This is a genomic window from Sphingobium sp., from assembly GCF_036170395.1.
In the GTDB taxonomy this organism is placed as follows: Bacteria; Pseudomonadota; Alphaproteobacteria; order Sphingomonadales; family Sphingomonadaceae; genus Sphingobium.
This window is the reverse complement of record NZ_JAVHPD010000033.1, coordinates 18025-40122: the sequence shown is the minus strand read 5'-3', so window position 1 is coordinate 40122 and position 22098 is coordinate 18025. Positions and strand designations below refer to the sequence as shown.

22 protein-coding genes and 1 tRNA gene are annotated in these 22098 nt (G+C 65.0%); 7 read left to right on the top strand and 16 right to left on the bottom strand.

Going from position 1 to position 22098, the window contains the following annotated elements; genetic code table 11:
- Positions 1 to 126: 126 nt before the first annotated feature.
- Positions 127 to 1251 carry a 5-methyltetrahydropteroyltriglutamate--homocysteine S-methyltransferase gene (locus V2B31_RS09460; protein ID WP_328277798.1) on the bottom strand — a complete coding sequence of 375 codons (1125 nt, stop codon included), beginning with the start codon at positions 1249 to 1251 and terminating at the stop codon, positions 127 to 129.
- Positions 1252 to 1274: 23 nt separating this feature from the next.
- Positions 1275 to 2960: an energy-dependent translational throttle protein EttA gene (gene ettA / locus V2B31_RS09455; RefSeq protein WP_328277796.1), complete on the bottom strand. Its 1686-nt coding sequence runs from the start codon at positions 2958 to 2960 to the stop codon at positions 1275 to 1277.
- A 104-nt stretch (positions 2961 to 3064) separates the two neighbouring features.
- Here ettA and V2B31_RS09450 point away from each other — a divergent pair, with 104 nt between their 5' ends.
- The 5 genes from V2B31_RS09450 to V2B31_RS09430 all read left to right on the top strand — a co-directional run bounded on the left by V2B31_RS09450 (position 3065) and on the right by V2B31_RS09430 (position 7179).
- Positions 3065 to 4438 (top strand): M20/M25/M40 family metallo-hydrolase, encoded by a 1374-nt coding sequence (locus V2B31_RS09450; RefSeq protein ID WP_328277794.1) that lies wholly within the window; start codon positions 3065 to 3067, stop codon positions 4436 to 4438.
- A 157-nt stretch (positions 4439 to 4595) separates the two neighbouring features.
- Positions 4596 to 4811, top strand: a complete 216-nt coding sequence (locus V2B31_RS09445) for a hypothetical protein (protein ID WP_328277792.1) — start codon at positions 4596 to 4598, stop codon at positions 4809 to 4811.
- A 125-nt stretch (positions 4812 to 4936) separates the two neighbouring features.
- Positions 4937 to 5013 (top strand) — tRNA-Pro (locus tag V2B31_RS09440).
- Between the two features lie 158 nt (positions 5014 to 5171).
- Positions 5172 to 6425, top strand: a complete 1254-nt coding sequence (locus tag V2B31_RS09435; RefSeq protein ID WP_328277790.1) for a tyrosine-type recombinase/integrase — start codon at positions 5172 to 5174, stop codon at positions 6423 to 6425.
- Between the two features lie 19 nt (positions 6426 to 6444).
- On the top strand, positions 6445 to 7179 hold the full coding sequence (locus tag V2B31_RS09430) for a hypothetical protein (RefSeq protein ID WP_328277788.1): 735 nt from the start codon (positions 6445 to 6447) through the stop codon (positions 7177 to 7179).
- A 183-nt stretch (positions 7180 to 7362) separates the two neighbouring features.
- Here the strand turns inward: V2B31_RS09430 and V2B31_RS09425 are convergent, their stop codons facing one another.
- The 4 genes from V2B31_RS09425 to V2B31_RS09415 form a co-directional block, all read right to left on the bottom strand.
- Complete coding sequence (locus V2B31_RS09425) at positions 7363 to 8193, bottom strand: DNA adenine methylase (RefSeq protein WP_443021949.1); 831 nt, start codon at positions 8191 to 8193, stop codon at positions 7363 to 7365.
- 77 nt (positions 8194 to 8270) lie between these two features.
- Positions 8271 to 9191, bottom strand: coding sequence for a DNA cytosine methyltransferase (locus V2B31_RS09420; protein ID WP_328277786.1), 921 nt, complete (start codon positions 9189 to 9191; stop codon positions 8271 to 8273).
- On the bottom strand, positions 9169 to 9384 hold the full coding sequence (locus V2B31_RS20040) for a Com family DNA-binding transcriptional regulator (RefSeq protein WP_443021944.1): 216 nt from the start codon (positions 9382 to 9384) through the stop codon (positions 9169 to 9171). Before V2B31_RS20040 ends, V2B31_RS09420 begins: the two co-directional genes overlap by 23 nt.
- A gap of 163 nt (positions 9385 to 9547) precedes the next feature.
- The gene (locus tag V2B31_RS09415; RefSeq protein ID WP_328277784.1) at positions 9548 to 10738 is read right to left on the bottom strand and encodes a tyrosine-type recombinase/integrase; all 1191 of its coding nucleotides are present in this window, start codon (positions 10736 to 10738) and stop codon (positions 9548 to 9550) included.
- Between the two features lie 185 nt (positions 10739 to 10923).
- On the opposite strand from V2B31_RS09415, the gene V2B31_RS09410 reads away from it, so the two are divergent.
- Entirely contained in the window at positions 10924 to 11103 is a 180-nt protein-coding gene (locus V2B31_RS09410; RefSeq protein WP_328277782.1) for a hypothetical protein, read from the top strand.
- A 107-nt stretch (positions 11104 to 11210) separates the two neighbouring features.
- On the opposite strand, the gene V2B31_RS09405 is transcribed toward V2B31_RS09410, so the two are convergent.
- From V2B31_RS09405 to V2B31_RS09360, 10 genes are read right to left on the bottom strand one after another with little or no spacing between them, the layout of a single operon-like run.
- Positions 11211 to 11378 (bottom strand): hypothetical protein, encoded by a 168-nt coding sequence (locus V2B31_RS09405; RefSeq protein ID WP_328277780.1) that lies wholly within the window; start codon positions 11376 to 11378, stop codon positions 11211 to 11213.
- Positions 11375 to 11950 carry a glycoside hydrolase family 108 protein gene (locus tag V2B31_RS09400; protein WP_328277778.1) on the bottom strand — a complete coding sequence of 192 codons (576 nt, stop codon included), beginning with the start codon at positions 11948 to 11950 and terminating at the stop codon, positions 11375 to 11377. Before V2B31_RS09400 ends, V2B31_RS09405 begins: the two co-directional genes overlap by 4 nt.
- Positions 11947 to 12150: a hypothetical protein gene (locus V2B31_RS09395; protein ID WP_328277777.1), complete on the bottom strand. Its 204-nt coding sequence runs from the start codon at positions 12148 to 12150 to the stop codon at positions 11947 to 11949. Before V2B31_RS09395 ends, V2B31_RS09400 begins: the two co-directional genes overlap by 4 nt.
- A 3-nt stretch (positions 12151 to 12153) precedes the next feature.
- The gene (locus V2B31_RS09390; protein WP_328277775.1) at positions 12154 to 14988 is read right to left on the bottom strand and encodes an SGNH/GDSL hydrolase family protein; all 2835 of its coding nucleotides are present in this window, start codon (positions 14986 to 14988) and stop codon (positions 12154 to 12156) included.
- Between the two features lie 25 nt (positions 14989 to 15013).
- Complete coding sequence (locus tag V2B31_RS09385; RefSeq protein ID WP_328277773.1) at positions 15014 to 16015, bottom strand: hypothetical protein; 1002 nt, start codon at positions 16013 to 16015, stop codon at positions 15014 to 15016.
- 4 nt (positions 16016 to 16019) lie between these two features.
- Positions 16020 to 17663 carry a hypothetical protein gene (locus V2B31_RS09380; RefSeq protein WP_328277770.1) on the bottom strand — a complete coding sequence of 548 codons (1644 nt, stop codon included), beginning with the start codon at positions 17661 to 17663 and terminating at the stop codon, positions 16020 to 16022.
- 1 nt (position 17664) lies between these two features.
- Positions 17665 to 18069, bottom strand: a complete 405-nt coding sequence (locus V2B31_RS09375; RefSeq protein ID WP_328277768.1) for a DUF6950 family protein — start codon at positions 18067 to 18069, stop codon at positions 17665 to 17667.
- Entirely contained in the window at positions 18066 to 18617 is a 552-nt protein-coding gene (locus tag V2B31_RS09370) for a hypothetical protein (protein ID WP_328277767.1), read from the bottom strand. The genes V2B31_RS09375 and V2B31_RS09370 overlap by 4 nt, the downstream gene beginning before the upstream one ends.
- Before the next feature lie 3 nt (positions 18618 to 18620).
- Positions 18621 to 19214: a hypothetical protein gene (locus V2B31_RS09365; RefSeq protein WP_328277766.1), complete on the bottom strand. Its 594-nt coding sequence runs from the start codon at positions 19212 to 19214 to the stop codon at positions 18621 to 18623.
- On the bottom strand, positions 19211 to 21589 hold the full coding sequence (locus tag V2B31_RS09360) for a hypothetical protein (RefSeq protein ID WP_328277764.1): 2379 nt from the start codon (positions 21587 to 21589) through the stop codon (positions 19211 to 19213). Before V2B31_RS09360 ends, V2B31_RS09365 begins: the two co-directional genes overlap by 4 nt.
- 40 nt (positions 21590 to 21629) lie before the next feature.
- Here V2B31_RS09360 and V2B31_RS09355 point away from each other — a divergent pair, with 40 nt between their 5' ends.
- Positions 21630 to 22049 carry a zinc ribbon domain-containing protein gene (locus tag V2B31_RS09355; RefSeq protein WP_328277762.1) on the top strand — a complete coding sequence of 140 codons (420 nt, stop codon included), beginning with the start codon at positions 21630 to 21632 and terminating at the stop codon, positions 22047 to 22049.
- Positions 22050 to 22098: the final 49 nt, after the last annotated feature.

The following is a 22098-nucleotide window of genomic DNA, read 5'->3' as shown; positions in this document are numbered from 1 at the left end:
TGGACCGGCCCGAAAGTTTTTAGGAGAGGATGCCTGAAAGGCCTCTCCGATATGAAATGGTAGCGTCACCATCGCAAGTGCGGAATCGCTGTTCGCAGTTGCAAAGATTGCAATCGTATTTCTGGCTTAGGCCTCGCCCCAGATCGCCCTCGCGGTTTCGACCACCAGCTCCAGCTTCGCGCGCTGCTCGTCGGGCGTGATGGCGTTGCCTTCCTCGGTGGAGGCGAAGCCGCACTGGGGTGCGATGCCGAGCTGGTCGATATCGACATATTTCGCCGCTTCCTCGATCTGGCGCTTCAGCCCATCGATCGGCTCCAGTTGGGGCGTCTTGGTCGTGATGAAGCCCGGATAAACGCGCTGCTTGCCTTTGGCGAGCAGCCGCAGCGGTTCGAGCCCGCCGGCGCGCTCGCTGTCATATTCCATGAAGAAGAGGTCGACGCCGGTCTGGTTGAAGATCGCGTCGGCGGCTAGATCATAGGCGCCCTCGGCCGCCCAGGTGGAGCGGAAATTGCCCCGGCACATATGCATCCCGATCAGCATGTCGGCGGGCCGATCCTTGATCGCCTCATGCATCATGCGTGCATAGGCGGTGATGAGCCAGTCGGGGTCCACGCCTTCAGCCGCCTTCTGCGCGCGATGCTTGGGATCGCACAGATAGGCAAAGAAGATGTCATCCATCTGGAGATAGCGGCAGCCCGCATCATAGAAGGCCGCGACCGCTTTCGCGTAGGTGGCGGACAGGTCGGCGAACAGCACCTCCAGATCGGCATATTCGGGCACATGGATGTCCGCCTTCGCCGTGCGGAAATGGCAGCAGCTGGGGCCGGGGATCGAGATTCTCGGCGTGACATTGGTGTGCGCGGCGAGGAAGCGGAAATGGTCGAGCATCGGATGATCGGCGGGGAAGTCGAGCTTGCCGTTGATGACCGGGAAAATCGGCCGCAGCTTGACGCCATGGAATTGCGCGCCTTCCTCCGGGTCGCGCTCCTCCATGTCGAAGCCTGTGAGGCCGCCCATGAAGTCATAATGCCAGAAGGAGCGGCGGATCTCGCCGTCGGTCACGACCTTGAGGCCGACGCTCTCCTGCATCTGCACGACATCTATGATCGCCGCGTCCTCCACGGCGGTCAGTTCCTCGCGCGGGATCGCATGATCCTCGTAGAACGCCTTGCGCGCGGCCACGACGGCAGCCGGGCGCAACAGCGAGCCCACATGGTCCGCGCGCGCCGGCGCTCCGGTCGTTGCAGTCATGGCAATCCTCTCCTTGTTATGCGTCAGCGCGTCAGCTTCTTGTAGGCGAGCCTGGTCGGACGGTCGGCCGCGTCGCCCAGCCGGCGGCGCTTGTCTTCCTCATACATTTCGAAATTGCCCTCGAACCATTCGACATGGCTGTCGCCCTCGAAAGCCAGGATATGGGTGGCGAGACGGTCGAGGAAGAAGCGGTCGTGGCTGATGACCACGGCGCAGCCCGCGAAATTCTCGATCGCTTCCTCCAGCGCCGCCAGCGTTTCGACATCGAGGTCGTTGGTCGGCTCGTCGAGCAGCAGGACGTTGCCGCCCTTCTTCAGCATCTTGGCGATATGGACGCGGTTGCGCTCGCCGCCCGACAGCTTGCCGACATTCTTCTGCTGGTCCTGCCCCTTGAAGTTGAACGCGCCGACATAGGCGCGGGTGGACATGTCATGGCCGTTGACCTTGACATAGTCGAGCCCGTCGGAAACCTCCTCCCAGACATTCTTGCTCGGATCGAGATGGTCGCGGCTCTGGTCGACATAGCCCAGCCGCACGGTGGACCCGATGTCGATCTCGCCCGAATCCGGGGTTTCCTGTCCGGTGATGAGCTTGAACAAGGTGGACTTGCCCGCGCCGTTCGGCCCGATCACGCCGACGATGCCGCCCGGAGGCAGCATGAAGGAGAGATTCTCGAACAGCAGCTTGTCGCCATAGGCCTTGCTGATGTTCTTCGCCTCGATCACCTTGCCGCCAAGCCGCTCTGGCACCTGGATGACGATCTGCGCCTTGCCCGGCGTGCGGTTTTCCTGGGAAGCCACGAGCTGCTCGAACTTGGCGATACGCGCCTTGGACTTGGTCTGGCGGCCCTTCGGCCCCTGCCGGATCCATTCCAGCTCGTCCTTGATCGCCTTCTGCCGGCCCGATTCCTCGCGGGCTTCCTGCTCCAGCCGCTGCGCCTTCTTCTCCAGATAGGTGGAGTAGTTGCCTTCATAGGGGAAATATTTGCCGCGATCGAGTTCGAGGATCCAGCCCACGACATTGTCAAGGAAATAGCGGTCGTGGGTAATCATCAGCACCGCTCCGGCATATTCCTTGAGATGATTTTCCAGCCAGGTGACGCTTTCGGCGTCGAGATGGTTGGTCGGTTCGTCGAGCAGGAGAATGTCGGGCTTCTGGATCAGCAGGCGGGTGAGCGCGATACGGCGCTTTTCACCGCCCGACAGATTGTCGACCGCCCAGTCCGACGGCGGGCAACGCAGCGCCTCCATCGCGATTTCGAGCTGGTTGTCGAGGGTCCAGCCGTCGGCGGCGTCGATCGCCTCCTGCAGCGTGCCCATCTCTTCCATCAGCGCGTCGAAATCCACGTCCTCCGGCGGATCGGCCATGATGTTGCTGATCTCGTTGAAGCGATCCAGCTTGTCCGCCATCTCGCGCGCGCCGTCCTTGACGTTCTCCAGCACGGTCTTGGTCGGATCGAGCTGCGGCTCCTGCGGCAGATAGCCGACCGTGATATTCTCGCCCGGCCAGGCTTCGCCGGTATAATCCGTGTCGATGCCGCCCATGATCTTCATGAGCGTGGATTTGCCCGCGCCGTTGGGGCCGACGATGCCGATCTTGGCGCCGCGGTAGAATTGCAGATTGATGTTGGAGAGCACCGGCTTTTGCGCGCCGGGGAAGCTCTTCGTCATGTTCTTCATGACATAGGCATATTGCGAGGATGCGGACATGGTTCGCGCAGGGCTCCAGGAGGGGGAAATGACGTAGTTGGCGCGGGAGTTAGCGAAGGGCAAGCGCATTGGCAAATGGCGACGCGCCGGTTAAGCCGTCAGCCATGCACAAAAACCGCTCAGGCCCGCTTGCTGCCCTGCTTATTGGCAGCCTTTCCATCCCCCTCCCAGCCCTCGCCGCGCCTAGTGACATAACCGCGATTCGCGAGGTGGCGCTGAAGGACGATGTCGCCTACGAATTCACCGAAGGGCTGACGACCGAGGTCGGACCCCGGCCTGCCGGCACGCCGCAGGAGGCGCGGGCGCGCGACTGGGCCGTGGCGCGGCTCAAGGCGCTGGGTTTCGCCAATGTGCGCGCCGAACCCTATACCATGCCGGTTTGGGTGCGCGGGCGCGAGGAAGCGCGCATCCTCTCGCCCTTCCCGCAGAACCTCGTGCTGGCGGCGCTCGGCAACAGCGGATCGACCAGCGAGAAGGGGATCGAAGGCGAGATCGTCTATTTTCCGAGCATCGCCGATCTGGAGGCCGCGCCCGAAGCGGCGGTCAAGGGCAGGATCGCCTTCGTCGATCATGGGATGACGGCGACGCAGGACGGCTCCTCCTACGGCTATTTCGGCGCGGCGCGGCGGCAAGGGCCGAGCATCGCCTCGAAGAAGGGCGCGATCGCCATATTGATCCGGTCGATCGGCACCGACCATCATCGCGTCGCGCATACCGGGGTGCAGATGTGGGGCGAAGGCGCGAAGCCGATCCCGGCGGCGGCGCTTTCCGTGCCCGACGCCGAGCAGCTAGCCCGGGTAGTGAAGCGCGGGCAGCCGGTGCGGGTGGCGCTGACGCTGACCTCGAAGATGCTGAAGGATCAGCCTTCGGGCAATGTGATCGCGGAGATTCCGGGCAGCGATCCGGCCGCGGGCGTCGTGGTTGCCGCCTGCCATCTCGACAGCTGGGACCAGGGCACCGGCGCGATCGACGATGCGACCGGGTGCGGCATTGCTGCGGCGTCGGCGCTTGAGGTTGCGAAGGCCGGCCAGCCGCGCCGCACCATCCGCGTGCTGATGGCTGGCGCGGAGGAAGTGGGCGGCGACGGCGCGCGCGCCTATTTCGCCGCGCACGGGGCCGAACGCCATGCGCTGGCGTTGGAATCGGATTTCGGCGCGGACCGGGTGTGGCGCGTCGACTTCAAGCTGCCCGCCGGGCATGAAGCGCTGGCGACCCGAATCAAGCAGGCGCTTGCTCCGCTCGGGGTAGGCTCGGGCACGCAGCAAGCGGGCGGAGGCGCGGACATCGCGCCGCTGGTGAAGGCCGGCGTGCCGGTGATCGACCTGCAGCAGGACGGCACGCGCTATTTCGATTTGCACCATACGCCCGACGATACGCTGGACAAGGTGGACCCGGAGCAACTGCGGCAGAATGTCGCCGCCTGGGCGGTCACGCTGTCGCTGGTCGCGAACGCGCCAGAAACATTGAGCGCTAACTGAACTTTTATAGTAGACAACGATCCGTCGCGTGATTCTGCCGCTTCACCGACGCAGAAAAGCATTGATTTGTGCATCGCACACGTTAATGCGGGTCGCTCGCGTAGGGCCACATCTGTAACGTGCCAGACGCGGCATAATGCTATGGGAGCCGTACACAATGAAGAAGATCGCTGTTGTTTTCGCTTCGGCCAGCCTGATGGCCCTCGCCGCTTGCGGTGAGAAGCCGGCCAACGAGACCGCGAACGCTTCGAACGCCGTCGTCGAGAACGTCGTCGAGAACGCCACGAACGCTTCGGACAACGCGATGAACGCCGCCAACGCGGCCGACAACGCTGCCGCCGTCGCGAACAACGCTGCCGCGAACGCGATGTAATCTTCGCGAAAGCGGGATATTTGAAGGGCGGGTCGCGCATGTCGCGGCCCGCCCTTCGCATTTTGGGCCTTCGCGCGGATCGCGATTGACGGATCGCCCGTCGCCCCGCTAAGGCCCGCGAGCGCCGGGGAGTAGCGCAGTCTGGTAGCGCGCCTGCTTTGGGAGCAGGATGTCGCAGGTTCGAATCCTGTCTCCCCGACCACCCACCCTTTTCACCGTTTCTCATAGATGTTCAAAATCGGACACTATCCCGGCGATTTAGCCGAATTAGCTTGTCACGGCTTCTCACCGGCTGCCATCTAAGCGCATGGCAAGGGGAGTCATCAGCGGGGCATCGCTTGGCGATGCGGGAGTCATCGGATGCTGACCGACGCGGTCTGCCGGACGGCGAAGGCGGCCGAGTCCGATTACAAGCTAACGGACGCGCTCGGGCTGCACCTGTACGTCACGAAGGCGGGCTACAAAAGCTGGCGGCTGGCGTACAGCTATTTGGGCAAGAAGAAGCGTATCGTCTTCGGCCCCTACCCCGCCCTCTCCTTGAAAGAGGCCCGCGATATGCGGGACGAGGCGCGGCGGTTATTGGCGCGCGGCGTCGATCCTGCGATCGACAAACATCAGCGCAAGGCCGCATCGCTTGCCGCCATGGAAAACACCGTCGAAGTTGTGGCGAGAGCCTGGTTCCACGAGCGATCGGCGATGTGGAGCCGCTCGCATTCGGACAGGACGCTGAACCTGCTGGAGCGGGAAGTGTTCGCGCCGATCGGCGCGCTTCCGATCACCGCCGTGACGCGGCCGATGATCGTGCAGCAGGTGAAGAAGATCGAGGCCCGCGGAGCGCTCGAGATGGCGCGGCGGTACCGCACGACCCTGTCGTCTGTGTTCGACTATGCCAAGGGCATGGGGTACGCGATGGACAATCCGGCGGCCGACGTGATCCCCGTGAAGACAGCGCCCCTCAAGCGGCACCCTGCCCTGACGCAGATCGAGCAGTTGCGCGCGATGCTGTGGAAGATCGAAAATGCTTCGGGACACCCGATCCCCAAGCTCGCCTCACGGCTGACCGCGCTGACAGCGCTGCGGCCGGGCGTCGTCCAAGCGGCGCCGTGGTCCGAGCTGGTCGATCTGGATCCCGACGAGCCGACATGGGTCATCCCGGCTGCGCGCATGAAGCTGACGGTCGAGGAAAAGCTGCACAGCCTGATGGAGCACCCGGTGCCGCTGGCGAGGCAAGCGGTGGAGCTGCTCGCTTCGCTGCGGCTTCTGACCGCCCACTCACCCTACGCCTTTTGCAGCCCGAACAGTCCGCGCAAGCATATCACCGACGTCGCTGTTTCAAAGCTGTATCGGAACGCGGGCTTCGCCGGCCAGCATGTGCCGCATGGATGGCGGAGCGCCTTCTCCACGATCATGAACGAGATCGCGATGAAGGAGGAAAGGCCCGGCGATCGCGTCGTCATCGACCTCATGCTGGCGCACCGCCAGCCGGGCATCGAGCCGATCTACAACCGCGCAGCCTACATGCAGCGGCGCCGCGAGATCGCGCAGGAATGGGCCGACCTGCTGTTGCAAGGCTTTCCGCCCGTCTCATCAATCCTGCTGACGTCGCGCAAGTAGCCCGCCGGGAGGCGCGGGCATGAGCGCCGCATCCGAAGCGCGCGCCCTCGCGCGCGATGCCCGCAAGCTGATCAGGGATGCCGGCGGCAAGCTGGGCGGCAAGCGCCGCGGCGCCGACCCGGTGTGGCGGCACAGTTTTGACGTCGACAGCCGCCAGGCGGATGTCTTCCGCCCGATCGCCGATGGCACGATACCCGGCGGTTTGGCATGGGCCGACGACTATCTGCGCCTGGCCAAGGAATATGACGTCATCCACAAAAAGAAGGGCGAGCGCAGCCCGCTGATGGCGAACGGCATTCGGGTGCTGGAGGCGCTCCTCCGCAACTTCCTGGACTTCAAGACGGGCCAGCTCGACCCCGCGATCACCGCACTGATGAAGGTCACCGCCTTGTCGAAGAACGCGGTCGTCGATGCGCTGAAGCGCCTGCGCGAGCATGGCTTCCTGGACTGGGTCCGGCGCAGCGAAAAGACCACCAACGTAGGCGAAGCCGGCCCGCAGCGGCAGCAGGCGACCAACGCCTATCACTTCGATATCGGTCGGCTCGGCCGTGCCCTGGGCGACGCAGGGAAGGCCGTGAAGGCGCGCTTCCTCAACCTTCGAGAGGCGCGCCGCCGCCGCGCCGCCGCCCGCCCCGCCCCTGCCAAGCAGCAGCCCCCTGCCCCCTCGCTGGCCGAAAAGCCGCTCGACGCCGCGCTGGAGGCGGCGCTCAAGCGTATCGAGGCCGCGGGAGAGGCGCGAGTTTGGAAATCATGATGTTTACCCACACAGGGGTTTAAAGGGAGAAGGACTGCCTTCGGCAGGCGCTGTTAGCGGACTATCGACGCACCCACACACGCAGATTCAACAACCACGGCGCTTCACCGCGCCGTAGGGGGCGGGGAGGCTTTGGCCTCCCCGCTTGGCTTCCCAGGGGCGCCAAGAGGTTAGGATGGCGCTTCAGACGCCGGGGGCAGCGCCGGCGGCATCGTTGAGGGGGAAATTGGCGATCAGGAGCTCGCCCACCCGCTTTCCATTGCCGGTTGCGCACGAGGCAACGGTGTAGGTGACCTCGACGCTGCGCGTGTGGAACGGCGAAAAGACCGCGCGCGCGCCGGCCGTGTCGTTGATCGACAGAAGGAATTTGCCGCGGATGCCGGCGAGCTGATCGGCAAGCCTTTCGAAGTCGGCGCGATCGAACACGCCGGCGCCGTAATCGTCTTCGCAGTTCCAGTATGGCGGGTCGAGATAGAAGAGCATGCTGGCGCGATCGTATCGGCGGATGAAGTCGCCATATGGCAGCCGCTCAATCACGACCGGCTGAAGCCGGTCCCTGATCGCGGCGAGCGAGGCGCGAAGACGGGCGAGATTGAAACGCGCCGGCGTGGTCGTAGAAACACCGAAATTGCGGCCGACGACCTTGCCACCGAACGCCAGGCGCTGGAGATAGAGGAAGCGCGCAGCGCGCTCGATATCGGTGAGGCAGGCCGGGTCGATAGCGCGCAGCCGGTTGAACTCTTCCCGGCCGGCGAGCATCCACTCCATCTCATCGACGAGCGCCTGATAATGCCGGCGCACCACGCGGAAGAGCGTCGTGACGTCGCCGGATATATCGTTGATCGCTTCGAAGCGCGGACGCGCAGCGCGTCTGAAGAAGATTCCGCCCATGCCGACGAATGGTTCGGCATAGCCGTCATGGTCGACGGACTGGATGATGGCGCAGACGCGGCGGGCCAGGTTGCGCTTGCCGCCAAGATAGCCGGCAGCGGGAGACACAGGAGCAACAGAAATGTGGGACAACGGATAGCCTCGAGTGGCCGCTCGCCGGCGGTCTCGGTGCGGGCTCTTGGGCCTCTCAGGGAAATCGATCAGGTCATGGCGGCGGCGCCGCGGTGAGCAGCCGAGAGAGTCGACCACGCGATAGCCGCAGCCAGGCTGCAAACCCCGTTACCGGCCGCGCGGGATCGCTCCACCCGATCGGCCACCCCATCATCAGATCGGAAAAGCGCGGGTTGGAGATCAGGTCGGCGAGGAAGGAGCCTGTCCCACTCTTGAAACTGATCCGGACCGGGCGCGAAGAGCGGGCTGAAGCCGTCGGCGTCCAGCCCAGCCCCTTCATGGTCAGCCACAGGCACGTCCAGCTCCGCGCCGAGGTCGTCAGGCCGAACTGGCCAGCGCTCCCCATCGAGCAGTCGAAAGGCCCGGTCATTCGCAACGCCTGATCCGCGATGATCAGATCCGGAAAATAGCCGCCATCGCTCGCTGTCGGCGTGGGCCAGCAGGAAGATCCTGCGGCGAACATGGCTTGCGCCTGCTTCTCGCGCTGAGAACATGCCCGCCTTTGGCGTGTAGCCCATTGCCCGTAGTTCGCCTGCGACCTCGGCAAGTCCCAGGCTGATATGGCCTTCGACATTTTCGCAGAACACCCATCGGGGTCCGACCTCTCCGATGATCCGGGCGACTTCCGGCCACAGGTGCCGGGGATCGTCGCAACCGCGGCGCGCGCCGGCGAGGCTGAAGGGCTGGCAGGGATAGCCGGCAGTGACGATATGAACGCGGCCGCGCCATGCGCGGCCGTCGAAGGTTCGCAGATCGTCCCAAATAGGCGCCGGTGCCAGGGTCGCGTCATCCATCCGCGCCACGAGAGTGGCCGCCGCATGAGCTTCCCGCTCGACGAAAGCCACAGTGCGATATCCTGGCTCGGCAATATGCAGGCCGAGATCGAGGCCCGCATATCCTGCGCAGAGAGAGATGCCGCGAAGTTCGTCAGGTCTGGTACGTAGATCCACAATGTTCAGCTCCCAAGGGTCGCTCTGCCGGCGATCTTGGAGGGCTCATGGGCCTGAAACAGTTGAAGGCGCCGCAGCGGCGACACTTTATCTCAATGACGCCGGCGATCGCGTCGACGGCGGACTTGAAAAGCAGCGCGCGACACGACGCGCATTTGTTTGAAACACAGGCAGAATCATTTGACGCGTGCATGGAGGCTCTCCACAAAACCGGCACCCGTATGCGCGGGTGCGGGGCGGCCAGTCGGCCAGCTGTGTCGTGGCGAGCTAGGTTCTCGTCGGTTCATCGGGTGGCAGCCCGTTGACCCCCGCTCCCGGCGCCGATCGGCGGCAGGCGCGGCAGGAAACACATTAAATCATGTGATCAGCAGCTCTCCCCACCGGGCGAAGAGGCTGCGGCGCTGGTCGAGCATCTCCGCGCGATTATAGGCGCGCTCGACCTTGCTCATGTCCGCCGGCGCATGGGCCAGAGCTAGGTCGATCGCCGCGCGCTCGAGCGGAAATCGTTCGTTCATCACCGTTGAAAAAGCGGCCCGCCATCCGTGCGGGACATGGCGGCCGGCATAGCCGGCCCGTTTGTAGAGAGCGCCGATCGCCGACGGCGGCAACGGAAAGACGCGCTGGTTCCCTTCGGAGCACCGGAGCTGCACCCTTCGGACCTGGTGCAGCATCGCTACTGCCTCCGGGCATAGCGGCACAATATGATCGTTCGCCGGGTCGGCCTTCCGCGCCTTCTTCAGCTTCATCCGTTCGGCCGGGATGCGCCACAGGGGCGCGTCGCCGTCCAGCTGCTCGAACTCGTCCCACCGCGCGCCAAGCAAGGTGCCCATGCGGACCGCCGTCAACGCCAGGAATCGGGATGCAAGCCGCACGATCGGCGGCCCGCCGGCGCGATCGCAGGCGGCGAGCAGCGCGCGTGCCTCGTCGATATCGGTCAGCGCCGGCTGCCGGCGCGAGATCGGCGTCGGCCGCAACGCGCGCGTGACGACGGCGGCGGGATCCTGGTCAACCAGCCCCTCGGCGATCGCGAAGCAGAAGACGGCCGAAATACGCTGGCGGATGCGGCGCGCTGTCTCTATCGACCCCCGCGATTCGACGTCGCGCAGAACCTGCAGCACCGCCGGCGCGCCGATCGCGCCGATCGGCATCGCGCCCAGTGCGGGGAAAACGTCGCGCACCAGGCTGTCGAGCACGTCCTGGGCATGGCGCTCGGTCCAATGCTCCAGGCTCTGCGCATGCCATGCGCGGGCGGCCGATTCGAACGTGCAGATTTGCACGGCCGTCGACTTGCGCTTCTGCAGGCCGGGATCCACGCCCATGGCGACGAGGCCGCGCGCCGCTTCGGCGCTTGCCCGTGCTTCGACCAGCTGCAGGTCGGGCCACTGGCCCAGGCACAGCAGCTTCTCCCGCCCGTCATACCGATAGCGCAGCCGCCAGCTCCGCAGGCCATTGGGCTTGACGAAGAGGAAAAGGCCGCGCTCATCGAAGATTTTATAGGCTCGCGGCTTCGGCCGCGCGGCGCGCACCGCGGCGTTGGAGAGAGCCATACGGCCTCCGTTTAATTTTCAGGACTGGATTTGCGTGCGCTTAAGCGGCAGAACCTGGGCATAACCCACGGCAACGCGGGGTGGTGACAGGATGGATACGGCTCGCAAGGCCCTCGGTCTTGGTTGCTATCGGGCGACCTAATCCACCCATTTGCGAATGCCGTGTCGTCAGAGGATCTAGACACATGGCTAAGTTCGTCGTTCTACGTAACTTCTCCAATGCGGAGATATTGGTCAACGTGGAACTCATACGAGTCATCTCTGAAGGCGGACCTACCAGGACACTGCTGACATTTGATCATGAGCACGAGATTGCGGTTCAGGGCAGTATCGCTGAAGTTTACAGGCGCCTGAGCCATCAGTGACGGACAACCCCTCCGTCGCGCATCTGGTGAAAGGCCCGCTTTTGTGTCAGTTTCGGGCAATGCGCAGACATGGTGATACCCCACCCGATACCCCTGCTCCCTCGTTGCTATTCGCGATCGAGGCGGTCGGTATCGCGCTCCTGATGGCTGCCGCTGCTATCGTGACGATCGCCGGCGCGCTTGGGGCGTGACAGCCGATCGGCGGCCTCCGTCACCAGCGCGCTGAGCAGCGCGCGTCCGATCCAGGCCGCGATCTTTCCGACGGGCAACTTCATGAGCATTTCTCCAACGGGACATTGCCGATCCGGTGATTGACCCAGCCTTTGCGAAAGACCGCGAGCTTGGCGTTCGCGCGGATCAGCCGGTCATATTCGGCGAGCTGCTTGGCATCGAGGCGCGGCAGCATCGCGCGGCACAGCAGGGTGCGCTGGCACCGGGCGAAGCCGGCGATTGTCGCCGGCCCTACCCTGCCATCAATCTTCAGCTTCAGCGCCGGGCAGATTTCGTTCAACGATTCCTGGAAGAAGCGCGACGGCCGCGACGGGCCCATATTGACGCTGGTATCAAACAGCTCCTGCGTCACCGCCGGATCGAGCGGGATCAACGGCTCATAGCCCGGGGCCTTCAAATAGCTTTCGTAGTAGATGCTGTAGACCACCGCATCGGGAATCGTGCGCATCGGCCCGGTATAGCCATGCTCCACCGCCACCTTCTTCGTGATCCCTTTGTTGGTCTCGCCGCCGGGGTCGTTCGGATGGTTCACATAGCCGCCCTCGAGCCCGATCGTCGCGGCGATTATCGCGATCGCGACCGATCCGCCCGCCGCCACCGCGCTGCGCGTGCTCATCGGCCGTCCCTCCCCGCTCGCCAGGGGCGGATCAGCTTTTCCCAGACGAACCAGCCGGCCTGCATAACGGTGTAGATCAGGGTGCTGATCAGCACCCAGTCGCTGAGGCCAATGCCGGCCAGAGAGATGCCGGTGACGGCGACGGGCGGAACCGCCTTGGTCACTTCGACCAGGCTGTCGGGCAGGGGAATAGATCGCATGGGTCAGGTCTCCGCTACCGTCAAAATGTCATTGCGGTTGAGGCTGGTGGGGATGGAGGAGACGCCGGCGGTCAGCGCCACGCCCGTCACGCTCTGGCTCGACCCGTCGCCGAAGCCATAGGTCAGGGCAAGCGGGCCGACCGGGCGATGGCGCGGCAGCGACCAGTCGATCGCAACCACGTCGGCCGCGCGCGTGACGATCGCGGTCGTGGTCAGGAGGTAGGACGTCATGCGATCGAGCGGCTCGATCTGGACGCCCCCCAGATAATAGGTCGATCCGCTCACCGCCGTCGAACCGCTACCGTCGCTTGTGGCGGTGCTGATCCGCAGTGCCGCCGTCGCCGCGCCGGGAGTGAAGGTCAGGCCCACGCGATAGGCGCCGTTGCCCAGCGGCTCGATCGCACCATGGTCGACCGTCCAGCCGGTGCCGGTGGTGGAGAGAGTACCGATCTTGCCGGCCGCGAGGTTTACCCACAGCTGCGCCGCATTGGTGCCGTTGATGTTGTCGCCGATCCGCAGCCTGATCCAGCTGATGGAGCCTGCCTTCAGCATCACGCTGACCGTCGTCTTCTGACCGGCCGTGACCGCCAGCGTCGCGGCGTGGCGGATGAGGTCCGCTCCGGCGGTCGTGACCAGCGTCATGCCCGTCACGCCGTCCAGCGCCGGACCCGCATTGGGGGTCAGCGCCAGGCCGGCCGACTTGCTCCAGTAAGCGTTGCTGAAGTCCTCGCTATAGAGGCAGAGGTTGGACGTTGCCGGCTCGACCAGCAGACCGGCGGCGATCCACAGCCCCTCGAACAGACGATACTGGAAACGCGCGACATTGCTGGTCGCGGTCTGCCGCACGCCGGCGCTGTTGATGTAGGTGCCGCTGCTCGCGCGGGTCAGCGTGGCGTTAGCGGGCAGAGCCCCGTTGAAGCGGAACGGCACCGCCGGGTCCGCCGGCAGGCTGATAGGCCCGGTCAGCGCGCCGCCGCTGCGCGGCAGATAGGGGCTGCGGGCGACTGGCAGAGGCCCGCCCAGCCCGCCGCCCAGCCCCGGCATCGACGCAAGCATCAGGGCAGAATCGCCATATTGATCGGGGTGGCGGGTATCCGCCATGAAGCCGAGCAGGCTCAGAATTTCATAGCGGTCGCCGAACAGGCGGGAATCGAGCAGCGCGCAATTATATTCGATCGCCAGCTCTTCATAGACCGCATTGTAGGCGTCCTGCGTCTCCTGCGGCATCACGTCATATCCAACGGGACGCGGCGTGATCAGCAGCGTCGCCTTGCCGCGATTGCGCTGCGACATGATCAGCGCGACCGTATCCGCCCGAAAATCCTCCAGGCTCATCGCCGGGAGAGGTTCGGTCATCGGATCGTCGTCATGATCCCAGTTGCGGCCGCTGTTGATGTTTAGGCCGACGCCCAGCATGTCGGGGTCATAGACATCCAGCTGCACCATCGGCCCGTAGAAGGGGCTGTTGTGCGCATATTGCGACACCGGCCAGCCCGACCGCGACCCGTTGATGACGCGGACCTGCTTCCGGCTGCTGTCATAGCCATAGAAGCCGGCGATGAAGACATCCTGGCTCGGGATGCTGCCGTCGTTCTCGATCCGCCAGACGTGCTCGCCGAGTGCCGTCGGCGCGTTGAAGATCTGGTGCGCGAAGCCATCCTGCGTGCCTGTGACGGTCTGCACCGTGCCGACAAGGATGCCGTCGCAATAGACCCGGAAATTACCGCCCGCGCTGGCCGTGGTGATGTAGTAAACGACCAGTCGGTCGGTCTTCTTATAGCCGCCGGTACGGATGTCCCGCGGCTTGTAGGTGATGCCGTTGTAGGTGCCCGTCAGGTCGAAGGGCATCAGGCGGAAGGCGTAGCCGCCTACCCCCGCCGCGCCGAATTCGACCGGCGCGTTCGCGGTCGGCAGGTCGCCGGGCCCCAGATCGACCTTCGCGTGCGCCTGATAATCGTTCCAGGGCCGCAGATCCCAGATGATCCCGTCATTGCCCTCGCCCTCGCGGCCGGCGGTGAGGCCGGAAATATTGTGGCCGGTGATGAAGGCGTCGTCGGCGTACCAGTCGTCGGGCGCTAGCAGCGCGAACTGCGAAGGGATCGACGTGCTGCGGTCCGGCGCGATGCCGGTCCGGTAATAGCCGGTGAAGGTGCTGTCCCCCGCGAACAGGGCGACCGCGTCGCGCCGCTGGGTGCGCACGTCGAACACCGCGCGGAACCAGGGGGCGAGCGCCTGCGCGTTGAAGATGCCGAGCGCCGTCGTCAGCTGGCTCACCCGCCGATCGACCGCGGCGTTCAGGTTGGTGATATAGGCGTCGAATGCCTCGGCCGTGGGCGCGTCGATGCGGTGGAGATCGTAGAGATGCCGCGCCGCCGACGCGCCATCGAGGCCGCGACCGCCGCGTTCGGTGATGACGATCGACGCCGGGTTTAGCAGCGCCTCGCTGTAGGGCAGTTCGACCCAGATCGGTGTGATCTCGCCGCCGATCCCCGGCCCCGGCGAGACGCTGACCCGCTCCGTCCAGCGCGATACCGACGCGCCGCCCGACAGCTCCACCACATCATAGCTCAGCGCGACACTGGCGCCGCTATTGTAGATCTGCGTCGCCTGAGCCCCGGTGATCGCGACTTGCGCGTAGAGCGCATCCTCCGAAAGCTCGGCGTCGATCGTCAGAATATTGAACAGCCGATCGGTGCGGCGGATGACGACGGCAAAGGTGCGTCCGGTCAGGTTCTGCGGCGTGACGCCATCCGCCTGGGCAAGGCTGATATGCAGCAGCATGGCTTCGCCGGCGCGCACGTTGAGCACGCCGGCGGGCGAAAGGCCCGCAAGGGTCATCGATCTTACCTTTTCGGTGGGAAGGTCAGGCCCCGACCAGGGCCATCAGGGGGCAGTTGGTCGAGATGACGACGCTCGGCGTCGGAAGGGTGCTCGGCAGCGCGGCATACGCCAGCGATGCGGTGAAATAGCTTGTCGCAATACCGCTCGAGAAATCGGCGACGCCGTTAAGCGAATGCATCCCGCCGCCCGTCGTGGCCATCTGGAGTATCGTCGGCGCAGCGCTGAACAGCATCGCCAGCATGTAGGTGCGCCCGTCAAGCGTGCGGGTCGCGCCGAAGCTTCCCGCCTTGATCCCGGTCGATCCGGTGGACTGCGCCGCCACTTCCTCGACAAGGGTCGCGCCATCGCCGTTGCTGTTGAGTTCGTAGAGGCCGAGACGGACGTTGCCGGCGACGGCCGTCGTCACCTGCATGGCGATTCCTGTCGCCCGCATGACGTTGGAGGCTGCGACCATGTAGAGCGTGTCCGCCGCCACCGTTTGGGTGCCGGCGTTGACGCCGTAGCCCTGAGGCAGGAAATAGCGCCCGCTGGCGAATTGCCGAACGCGCGCGAGGCCGGATGCTCCCAGCGTCGCCCGCGCCGCCGGAGCATCCGCATCATCGAGCAGCGTTCGGATGAATGCGGTAAGGTCGGCTAGGGCCAGCGCCCCGGGCCCGGTGAAATAGGGCAGTTTGTTCGCGGCGCTGACGATCGCCGCGAAGGCTGAAAGGTCCGGGTCGATGGGTTGCGCGTAGCTGTCGACATAGTCCTTCGTCACCGCGTGCCCGGGCGACGTCGGCGCCAGCATGTCGTAGACGCGACCGACCCCGCCCATGCCGATGCTGCCGGACATTATGCCGCCGGCCTTGTCGAGCTTCGTGGCGAGCGCGGCCGCCACCGTCGCTGCAAAATTGGGATCATCGGCCAGCGCCGCGATGATGGCGGCGTTATTCGCGTTGATCTTCAGTGCGGCGGCGCGCGGATTGTCGCCGGTGCCGTCGTCGGCAACCGTGCCGACACCGATATTCTGCAAACCAAGGGGCATGGGATCAGGTCTCGTCGAAGGTGCCGGCGATCGTGCTGTCGAAGCGGAAGGCGGACGTTGAATCGAAGGTCGCGCCATCCCAGGCGTCGCCGTCGGCGGTGCCGGGCGGCAGCAGCGTGGGCGGCGGCGGCGCGGTGCCGGTTTGGCCCAAGGCGGCAGCGTGCTTGCTCGCCGTTTCGGTTTCGAACGTGAGGTCGATGACGCCGCGGGCGACGTCCTTCGTCAGCGCAGCGATCACCACGAGGTGATCGAGGCCGTCGTCCGGGTCTACCAGCTGATAGGTTTCGCCGATCCGAGCATGCCAAAGCCGCGCCTTGCACGGCCGGACGATGCCGGTCAGCTCGCGCCGGCTGAACAGCTCATAGGCGGTGACCTGCGCGGCCTGGTCCTTGTCGGTGACCAGCTCGCACAGATATTCCTCTTCCTTGCGATCCCCCCGGTCCTGCGCGATCAACTCTGGATAGCTGATCTCGGCCGACTGGACATATTCCCACTTGTTGGCTTCCGACCGGTACTTCGGGATCATCACATTGACCCGGTCTTTCCAGGTCCGCATTCCCGGAGTCAGATATTCGCCATCGGCGAAGTCGTCTGGCGTGATGGTGTCGAGCGCTACTTTCGGCGACTGGAATCGCACCGACAGCAGCCCGCCGCTCCACACCGGGATAGCGGCGCCGGCGGCGCAGATCCGCTTCAGATTGTCCCAGGTCGATATGCCGGGCCCGTCGCGGACCGTGCCGTTCGTCTCCCAGCCGTTCGCCTCGCACACATTGGCGAAGGCGGTCCAGGCGGGCCAGTCGAACACGTCCTGCGGCACGCCGCAGCCGACCAGGCGCACCGTCTGCTCGCCGCTCGTCGTGTCGATCGCGTAGCGGCCGCGGGCATAGGTGACCGCGTTCAACGCGACATTGGGATCGTAATCGAACGTGTCTTCGTCGGCGAAGCGGTGACTGCCAACGCCCCCGGGGAACGTGTCGTCCTGCCGCCAGTCATAGACTTTCGACCAGCGGCCAACCAGGCCATGGACCGGTATGCCGTTCGCCCATCGCTTGTTGTTGCGATCCCAGCGGTAGCTCCACAGTGCCGCCGGATAGTTGCTGAGCTTGTGCGCGGCGCTCCATTGCGGGATCGCGCCCCATGGTCCCGAAAGTGCCGCCGGTTCGGGACGCAATCCCAACTGCCGATCGACGTAAAGCCAGCTGCTGTAATATCCCGTGGCCGCGTTGCCGGCCATCGCGATCGCGTTCCAGTCGACGAGCACCTGATCGATCGCGAATGCGGTCGAGCAGCTGTAGATGAAGACCTTCGACAAATACGGGTTCTTGGTCTTCCCGACCTTTCCGCCATAGCCGACATCGTGCATCTGCGTGCCGGCGACGAAGCATCGGCCCATCGAATAGGGGATGGGTTCGTTGGCGCCGATCGTCACCGAATTGACGGCGCCCTGCATCCCCGGCTTTTTCTGCATCAGCTGCGCGCCGATCGAGGCGGCAGCGGAAACCACGGTGGCGACCTGGGCCACCGTCGCGATCGTCGCTGCGGTGCTCGCGCTGACGCTGATGACGCCCGCGGAGGCCAGTGCGCCGACGCCGGTCGCCGCCAGCGCGACCACGCCGGCGACGAGCGCGATGGTTCGCAGCGCTTTCACCTCAGGCCCTCCACGCGGCCGTCAGCACGCCCAGGTCGACCACCAGCGTCACGATGCGGTCCTCATCCTGATGGCAGCCAATGAACTTGTCGAATTCGTGAAAGATGAGCCCGCCGTCGCCCCCTTCCCCGGGGATTACGGCGACGTCGCCGGGCAGCATGCGCGCGGGCGCAATGCGCGGCAGCAACCCGTCCAGGACTCTGACCAGGCCGCCCGCCTTTTCAAGCGCACGTCGGGCGCCGAGCATCGACTGGTAACGCGGCAGCGGCGGCGGCCTGTGACCCATCTGCAGCAGATGATAGCGGAGCATGCGCACGCAGTCGGCCGATCGGAAGTCGACCCGGCGCTTGCGATATTTGGCTGCGACCTTCTCAAGAGCGGCCTGCCTGCGCTCGAGGTCGGTCATCCCGCGTTATCCGCGCCCCAGGCCGAAGAGCGGGGCATGCCGGTCGCGTTCGACATGCCTAGCTCCCCGGGATAGCATTGTTGATGAAATCGGTCGTTCAGCGCATTGCCGCGCATGACCAGGAACAGCAGCTTTGCCGCGCTCTCGAACTCGATATCGACGGAGCGCATTCCCTTCGACCGCTTCAGCGTCACCGTGTCGATCGCCAGGTCAGCGGTCAGGCTGGGCGTCCCGACGACCTGTCCGCTTGCGCGGTCATATTCGCCGAGCCAGAAGCGCATCCGCGCACCCTGAAAGGCCGGGTTCGATAGCAGCGTTGCGGCCGTCGCGCTCGGAGGCAGGAAGGTCACTTTGCCGCCCGGCGCTTCATCCCCCGTCTTTTCCTCGAAAGCCTCTGCTGAATGCACGGCGCCGAAATGCTCGTCGACGCTTTCGAACTTGTCGCTGCCCCACAGGATGAAGCCGCCGTCGCACAGGCGCACGATCCGGCTCGGCAGCGTGATCTCCATCAGCGCCACCGGGCAGATAACCCGCCCCTCGAATGCCATCGCCTATCTCGCTTCGTGAATCTCGAAAGCCAGGCCAACCGAGCGGTTGAGCGCCAGCTCCCAGCTGAGCCGGTCACCGACGACCCAGCCTTCGACCACCGGCTGGGTGATGAGCAGCGGGTCACCGTCTGCCGGCTGCTCGCGGAGCATCTGGCTGAGCGTGATCGTGGCGGCACCGCTGCCGTTGGCGTTGGTGTCGGCGGCGATGAAGTCGAGGAAGTAGGTGCCGTCGATCAGGATGTTGAACGGCTGCCCCTCCTTGAACTGGTAGAAGGGCGCGCCACCGCGGACATTGAGCATCGTCCCTGCCTGGCCAGCGCCATTCACCACGAATGCGCCGGGTGTGCCGGGATCGAAGTCCAACAGCGGATATTCCATCCGCGCACCGGCGCTGAGCCCGCGCACGAGACGATTGACCCAGATCCGGCCTTCGTCGGCATTTTCGAGGCGGGGCATCTCGAATGCAACGCCGTAGCGGTTGCCGAGCCGATTGAACCTTTGCGTCGCTGCACCCGATGTCGGCTGCAATATGCCGCCGAAGTCGAGCACGCTGGGAACGGCTTTGGTCGCTCCCGGCCAGGTCGGCAGGATGATCATGCGCCTGGGAACCTCCGCCCGCCGGCGCGCGCCAGCGCGACCTGCGCGCCGGACGAACCCGCCACCGCCGCCTGCTGCGCCATCGGCGTGGCCACCGCCGCCGCGCGCTGATCGACGACGGTGTCGAAATAGGGCGACGGAATGACATGGACGATGGACGCCATGCGCTCGGGATTGTCGTTGGCGATCGACAGCCGCTCGCCATAGCTGACATTCGCGATCGGCAGCCCGTTGAGCGACAGCACATTTCGATCGATGCCGCGCCGGCCGAGGATCGTCATATCGCCGCCGGCCGCGAAGCTCAGCGAGCGCGGAACCGCCAGTGCGTCGGCCTGCGCATTGATCGCGTCCATCGAGGCCGCGCTGACGCCGCCCAGGCTGTTGCCGCCCAGCCCCAACAGACTGCCGCCCAGCCGGAACAGCCCACCGAGAAGGCCGCCGCTGCCGCCGGCCGCCTGCTGCATCTGGAAGCGCAGCAGGTCGGCGATCAGCTGGTTGAACAGCTGGCCAGCGAAACCCTTCAGCCTGACGGTGCGCGCCGCGGCTTCGGCGAGGCCGTCATTGATGTTCCGAATGCCGTTGGCGGCGATATTCTCATAGGCCTCGTTGATCTCTGCGGCCGTCTTCGGGATACTGTCGAAATAGGATTCCAGAGGCCCCATCGTGTCGCGGTTGATCCGCAGCGTCTCGCCGGTGCGGATCTTCTCGAGCTGGTCGAGCTTCGCCTGCGCCAGCGCCTTTTCCGCCTCGGTGCTGTCGTGGCGCGCCAGTACTTCCTCGGCCGACAGTCGCACCGACCGCAGTTCGTTGTCGAGCAGCTCCAGTTGTACCGCGCGCCGATCCTTCGCGGTGGTAGCGAGCGACGCGCGAATCTGCAGCATCTCCCGCTCGCGATCGAGGCTAGCCTGGACAGTGCGCGTCTCTTCCTCGAGCAGCGCGTCGTCCAGCGGCCAGTTGATCGCCTGCTTCTCCAGCTCATGATTGCGCTCGCGCTGCAGCTTCAGCTGGCGAGCCTGTTCCGCCGTCAGCTCGCCCTGCTTAACGCGGCTGTCTACATCGGCATTGTAGGCGTCGAAAGCGGCCGCGTTGCGCTCATGCTCGATGCGCGCGCGCTCCCGCAGATCCGTGGTCCGATCCTGCTCCAGCCCAAGCTGGTCATCATAGAGGCCAGCGAGCTCGTCCCGGAAACGCTGCGCCAGTTCCTCGGTGCGATCCTTCGGGCCTTTTTTTGGTCGCTCGTTAGGGACGGGCAACGCGCCATCATTGGCCGATAGGGTGACGCTGTTGCGCGACCTCTCGGCCAGCCATCGCCGCTGAAAGTCCGGGTCATTCTGCGCGGCGCGCATCAGGCGCAGGGCTTCCTGCTCGTCCTTCTTCGCCACCGCCAGCGCCAGCCTGCCCGCCCGCGTGCCGTCACCTTCCTCTTCGAGCTGGCGACGGCGGGCGGTGGCCCGCGTCAGCTCGCCGGTGCGCATCTGAAGATATTTGACCGGGTCGCCCGCCAGCTCCTGCCGCGCGGGGCTGGCGAAGAAGCCGGCAGACCATCCCTGGTCGCGCATCAGCCGCTCCGACCCCTTCCAGGTCTGGAAGAACCAGGAGGCCGACGACGCCGCCTTATCGAGCGCGGCCGCGAGCAGGTTCACGGCATTCGCATTGTCGGCCACGATGCCCGCCAGCCGCGTTTGCAGGACCATCTTGACCTGGTCGAGCTTGGCTGCCGCCTTGTCTGCATTCTGGATCTGATCGTCGGACAGGACAACCCCGGTATCATAGGCCGCCTGACGGAGCTGTTGTAGCCCCTTGCTGCCCTTCACCAGCAGCGCGTCCATCGCCTGAACGCTTTCGCCCAGAAACTTTGCGCCTTTCGCCGCGCGCTCGGCGGGGCTTTCGATCTTCGACAGCTTGTCAGCAAGCACGGGCAGGACCGATCCTGCGGAAAGAACATGCCCGTTGGCATCCTGAACCGAGATGCCCATGTCGCGAAACGCGGTCGCCTGCTCCTTAGTGCCGGCCTTCGCCTCGCCGATATTCTTGGTCAGCGTCTTTAGCGCCGCATCCATGTCCTTCTGCGCGACGCCTGCCTCGCCAGCAGCGAAGCGATATTCCTGCAGCTCCCTGGTGGTTACGCCGAGTTCGCTGGCTGTCTTTTTGAGCGAGGCCGCATAGTCTAGCGCGCGCCGGGCCGCCTGCAACGCCTCGCTGCCGAGAAACGCCGCGCCTAGTCCAACGACGGCGGCGCGCACACCGCTCAACTGGCTACGGATCGCGGTGGCGTCCCGCGTGATGGTTTCCTTCGCACGCTTCGACCCGTGTTCGAACTGCGAAGTGTCGAAGCCGAGCGTGACCCGCAAGGCACCGATAATGTCTTTTGACACGCGTGCCTCACCAGATATCGTCCCGTGTGGGGGACTCGAAATGAAGAAATGTCCGAAATGTGCCGAGCAGGTTCAGTCAGATGCTCGGGTATGCAGATACTGCCGCCACGAATTTGGTTGGCAGTTTAAAGGCCTCGGCTGCGGTGGGACCATAGGGCTATTTTTTCTGATCTGCTTAATTCTCGGCCAGTGCGACCCGGAGACCAAGCGCAAAAACGAGGATGCATGGAGAGTGGCGGAGGCGCGAGTAGCGATCGAGCGGGCGGTGAAAGCTCGACTGCGAGATCCTGACTCAGCGGCATTCCGCCATCTGGGCAGGGGATGCGGCTACGTAAACGCCCGGAATGGTTTCGGCGGAATGGTCGGCGATCAGCCGTTCATCGTGCAAAGCGACGGGCAAGTTCTTTTCCCCTCTGACGGCGAGAAGACCTTTAAGCGGATGTGGAAGTCGCGGTGCTGATGAACCAACCTACGTTATCGCCTGCCCATAAGCCCTAGCCCACATCTCC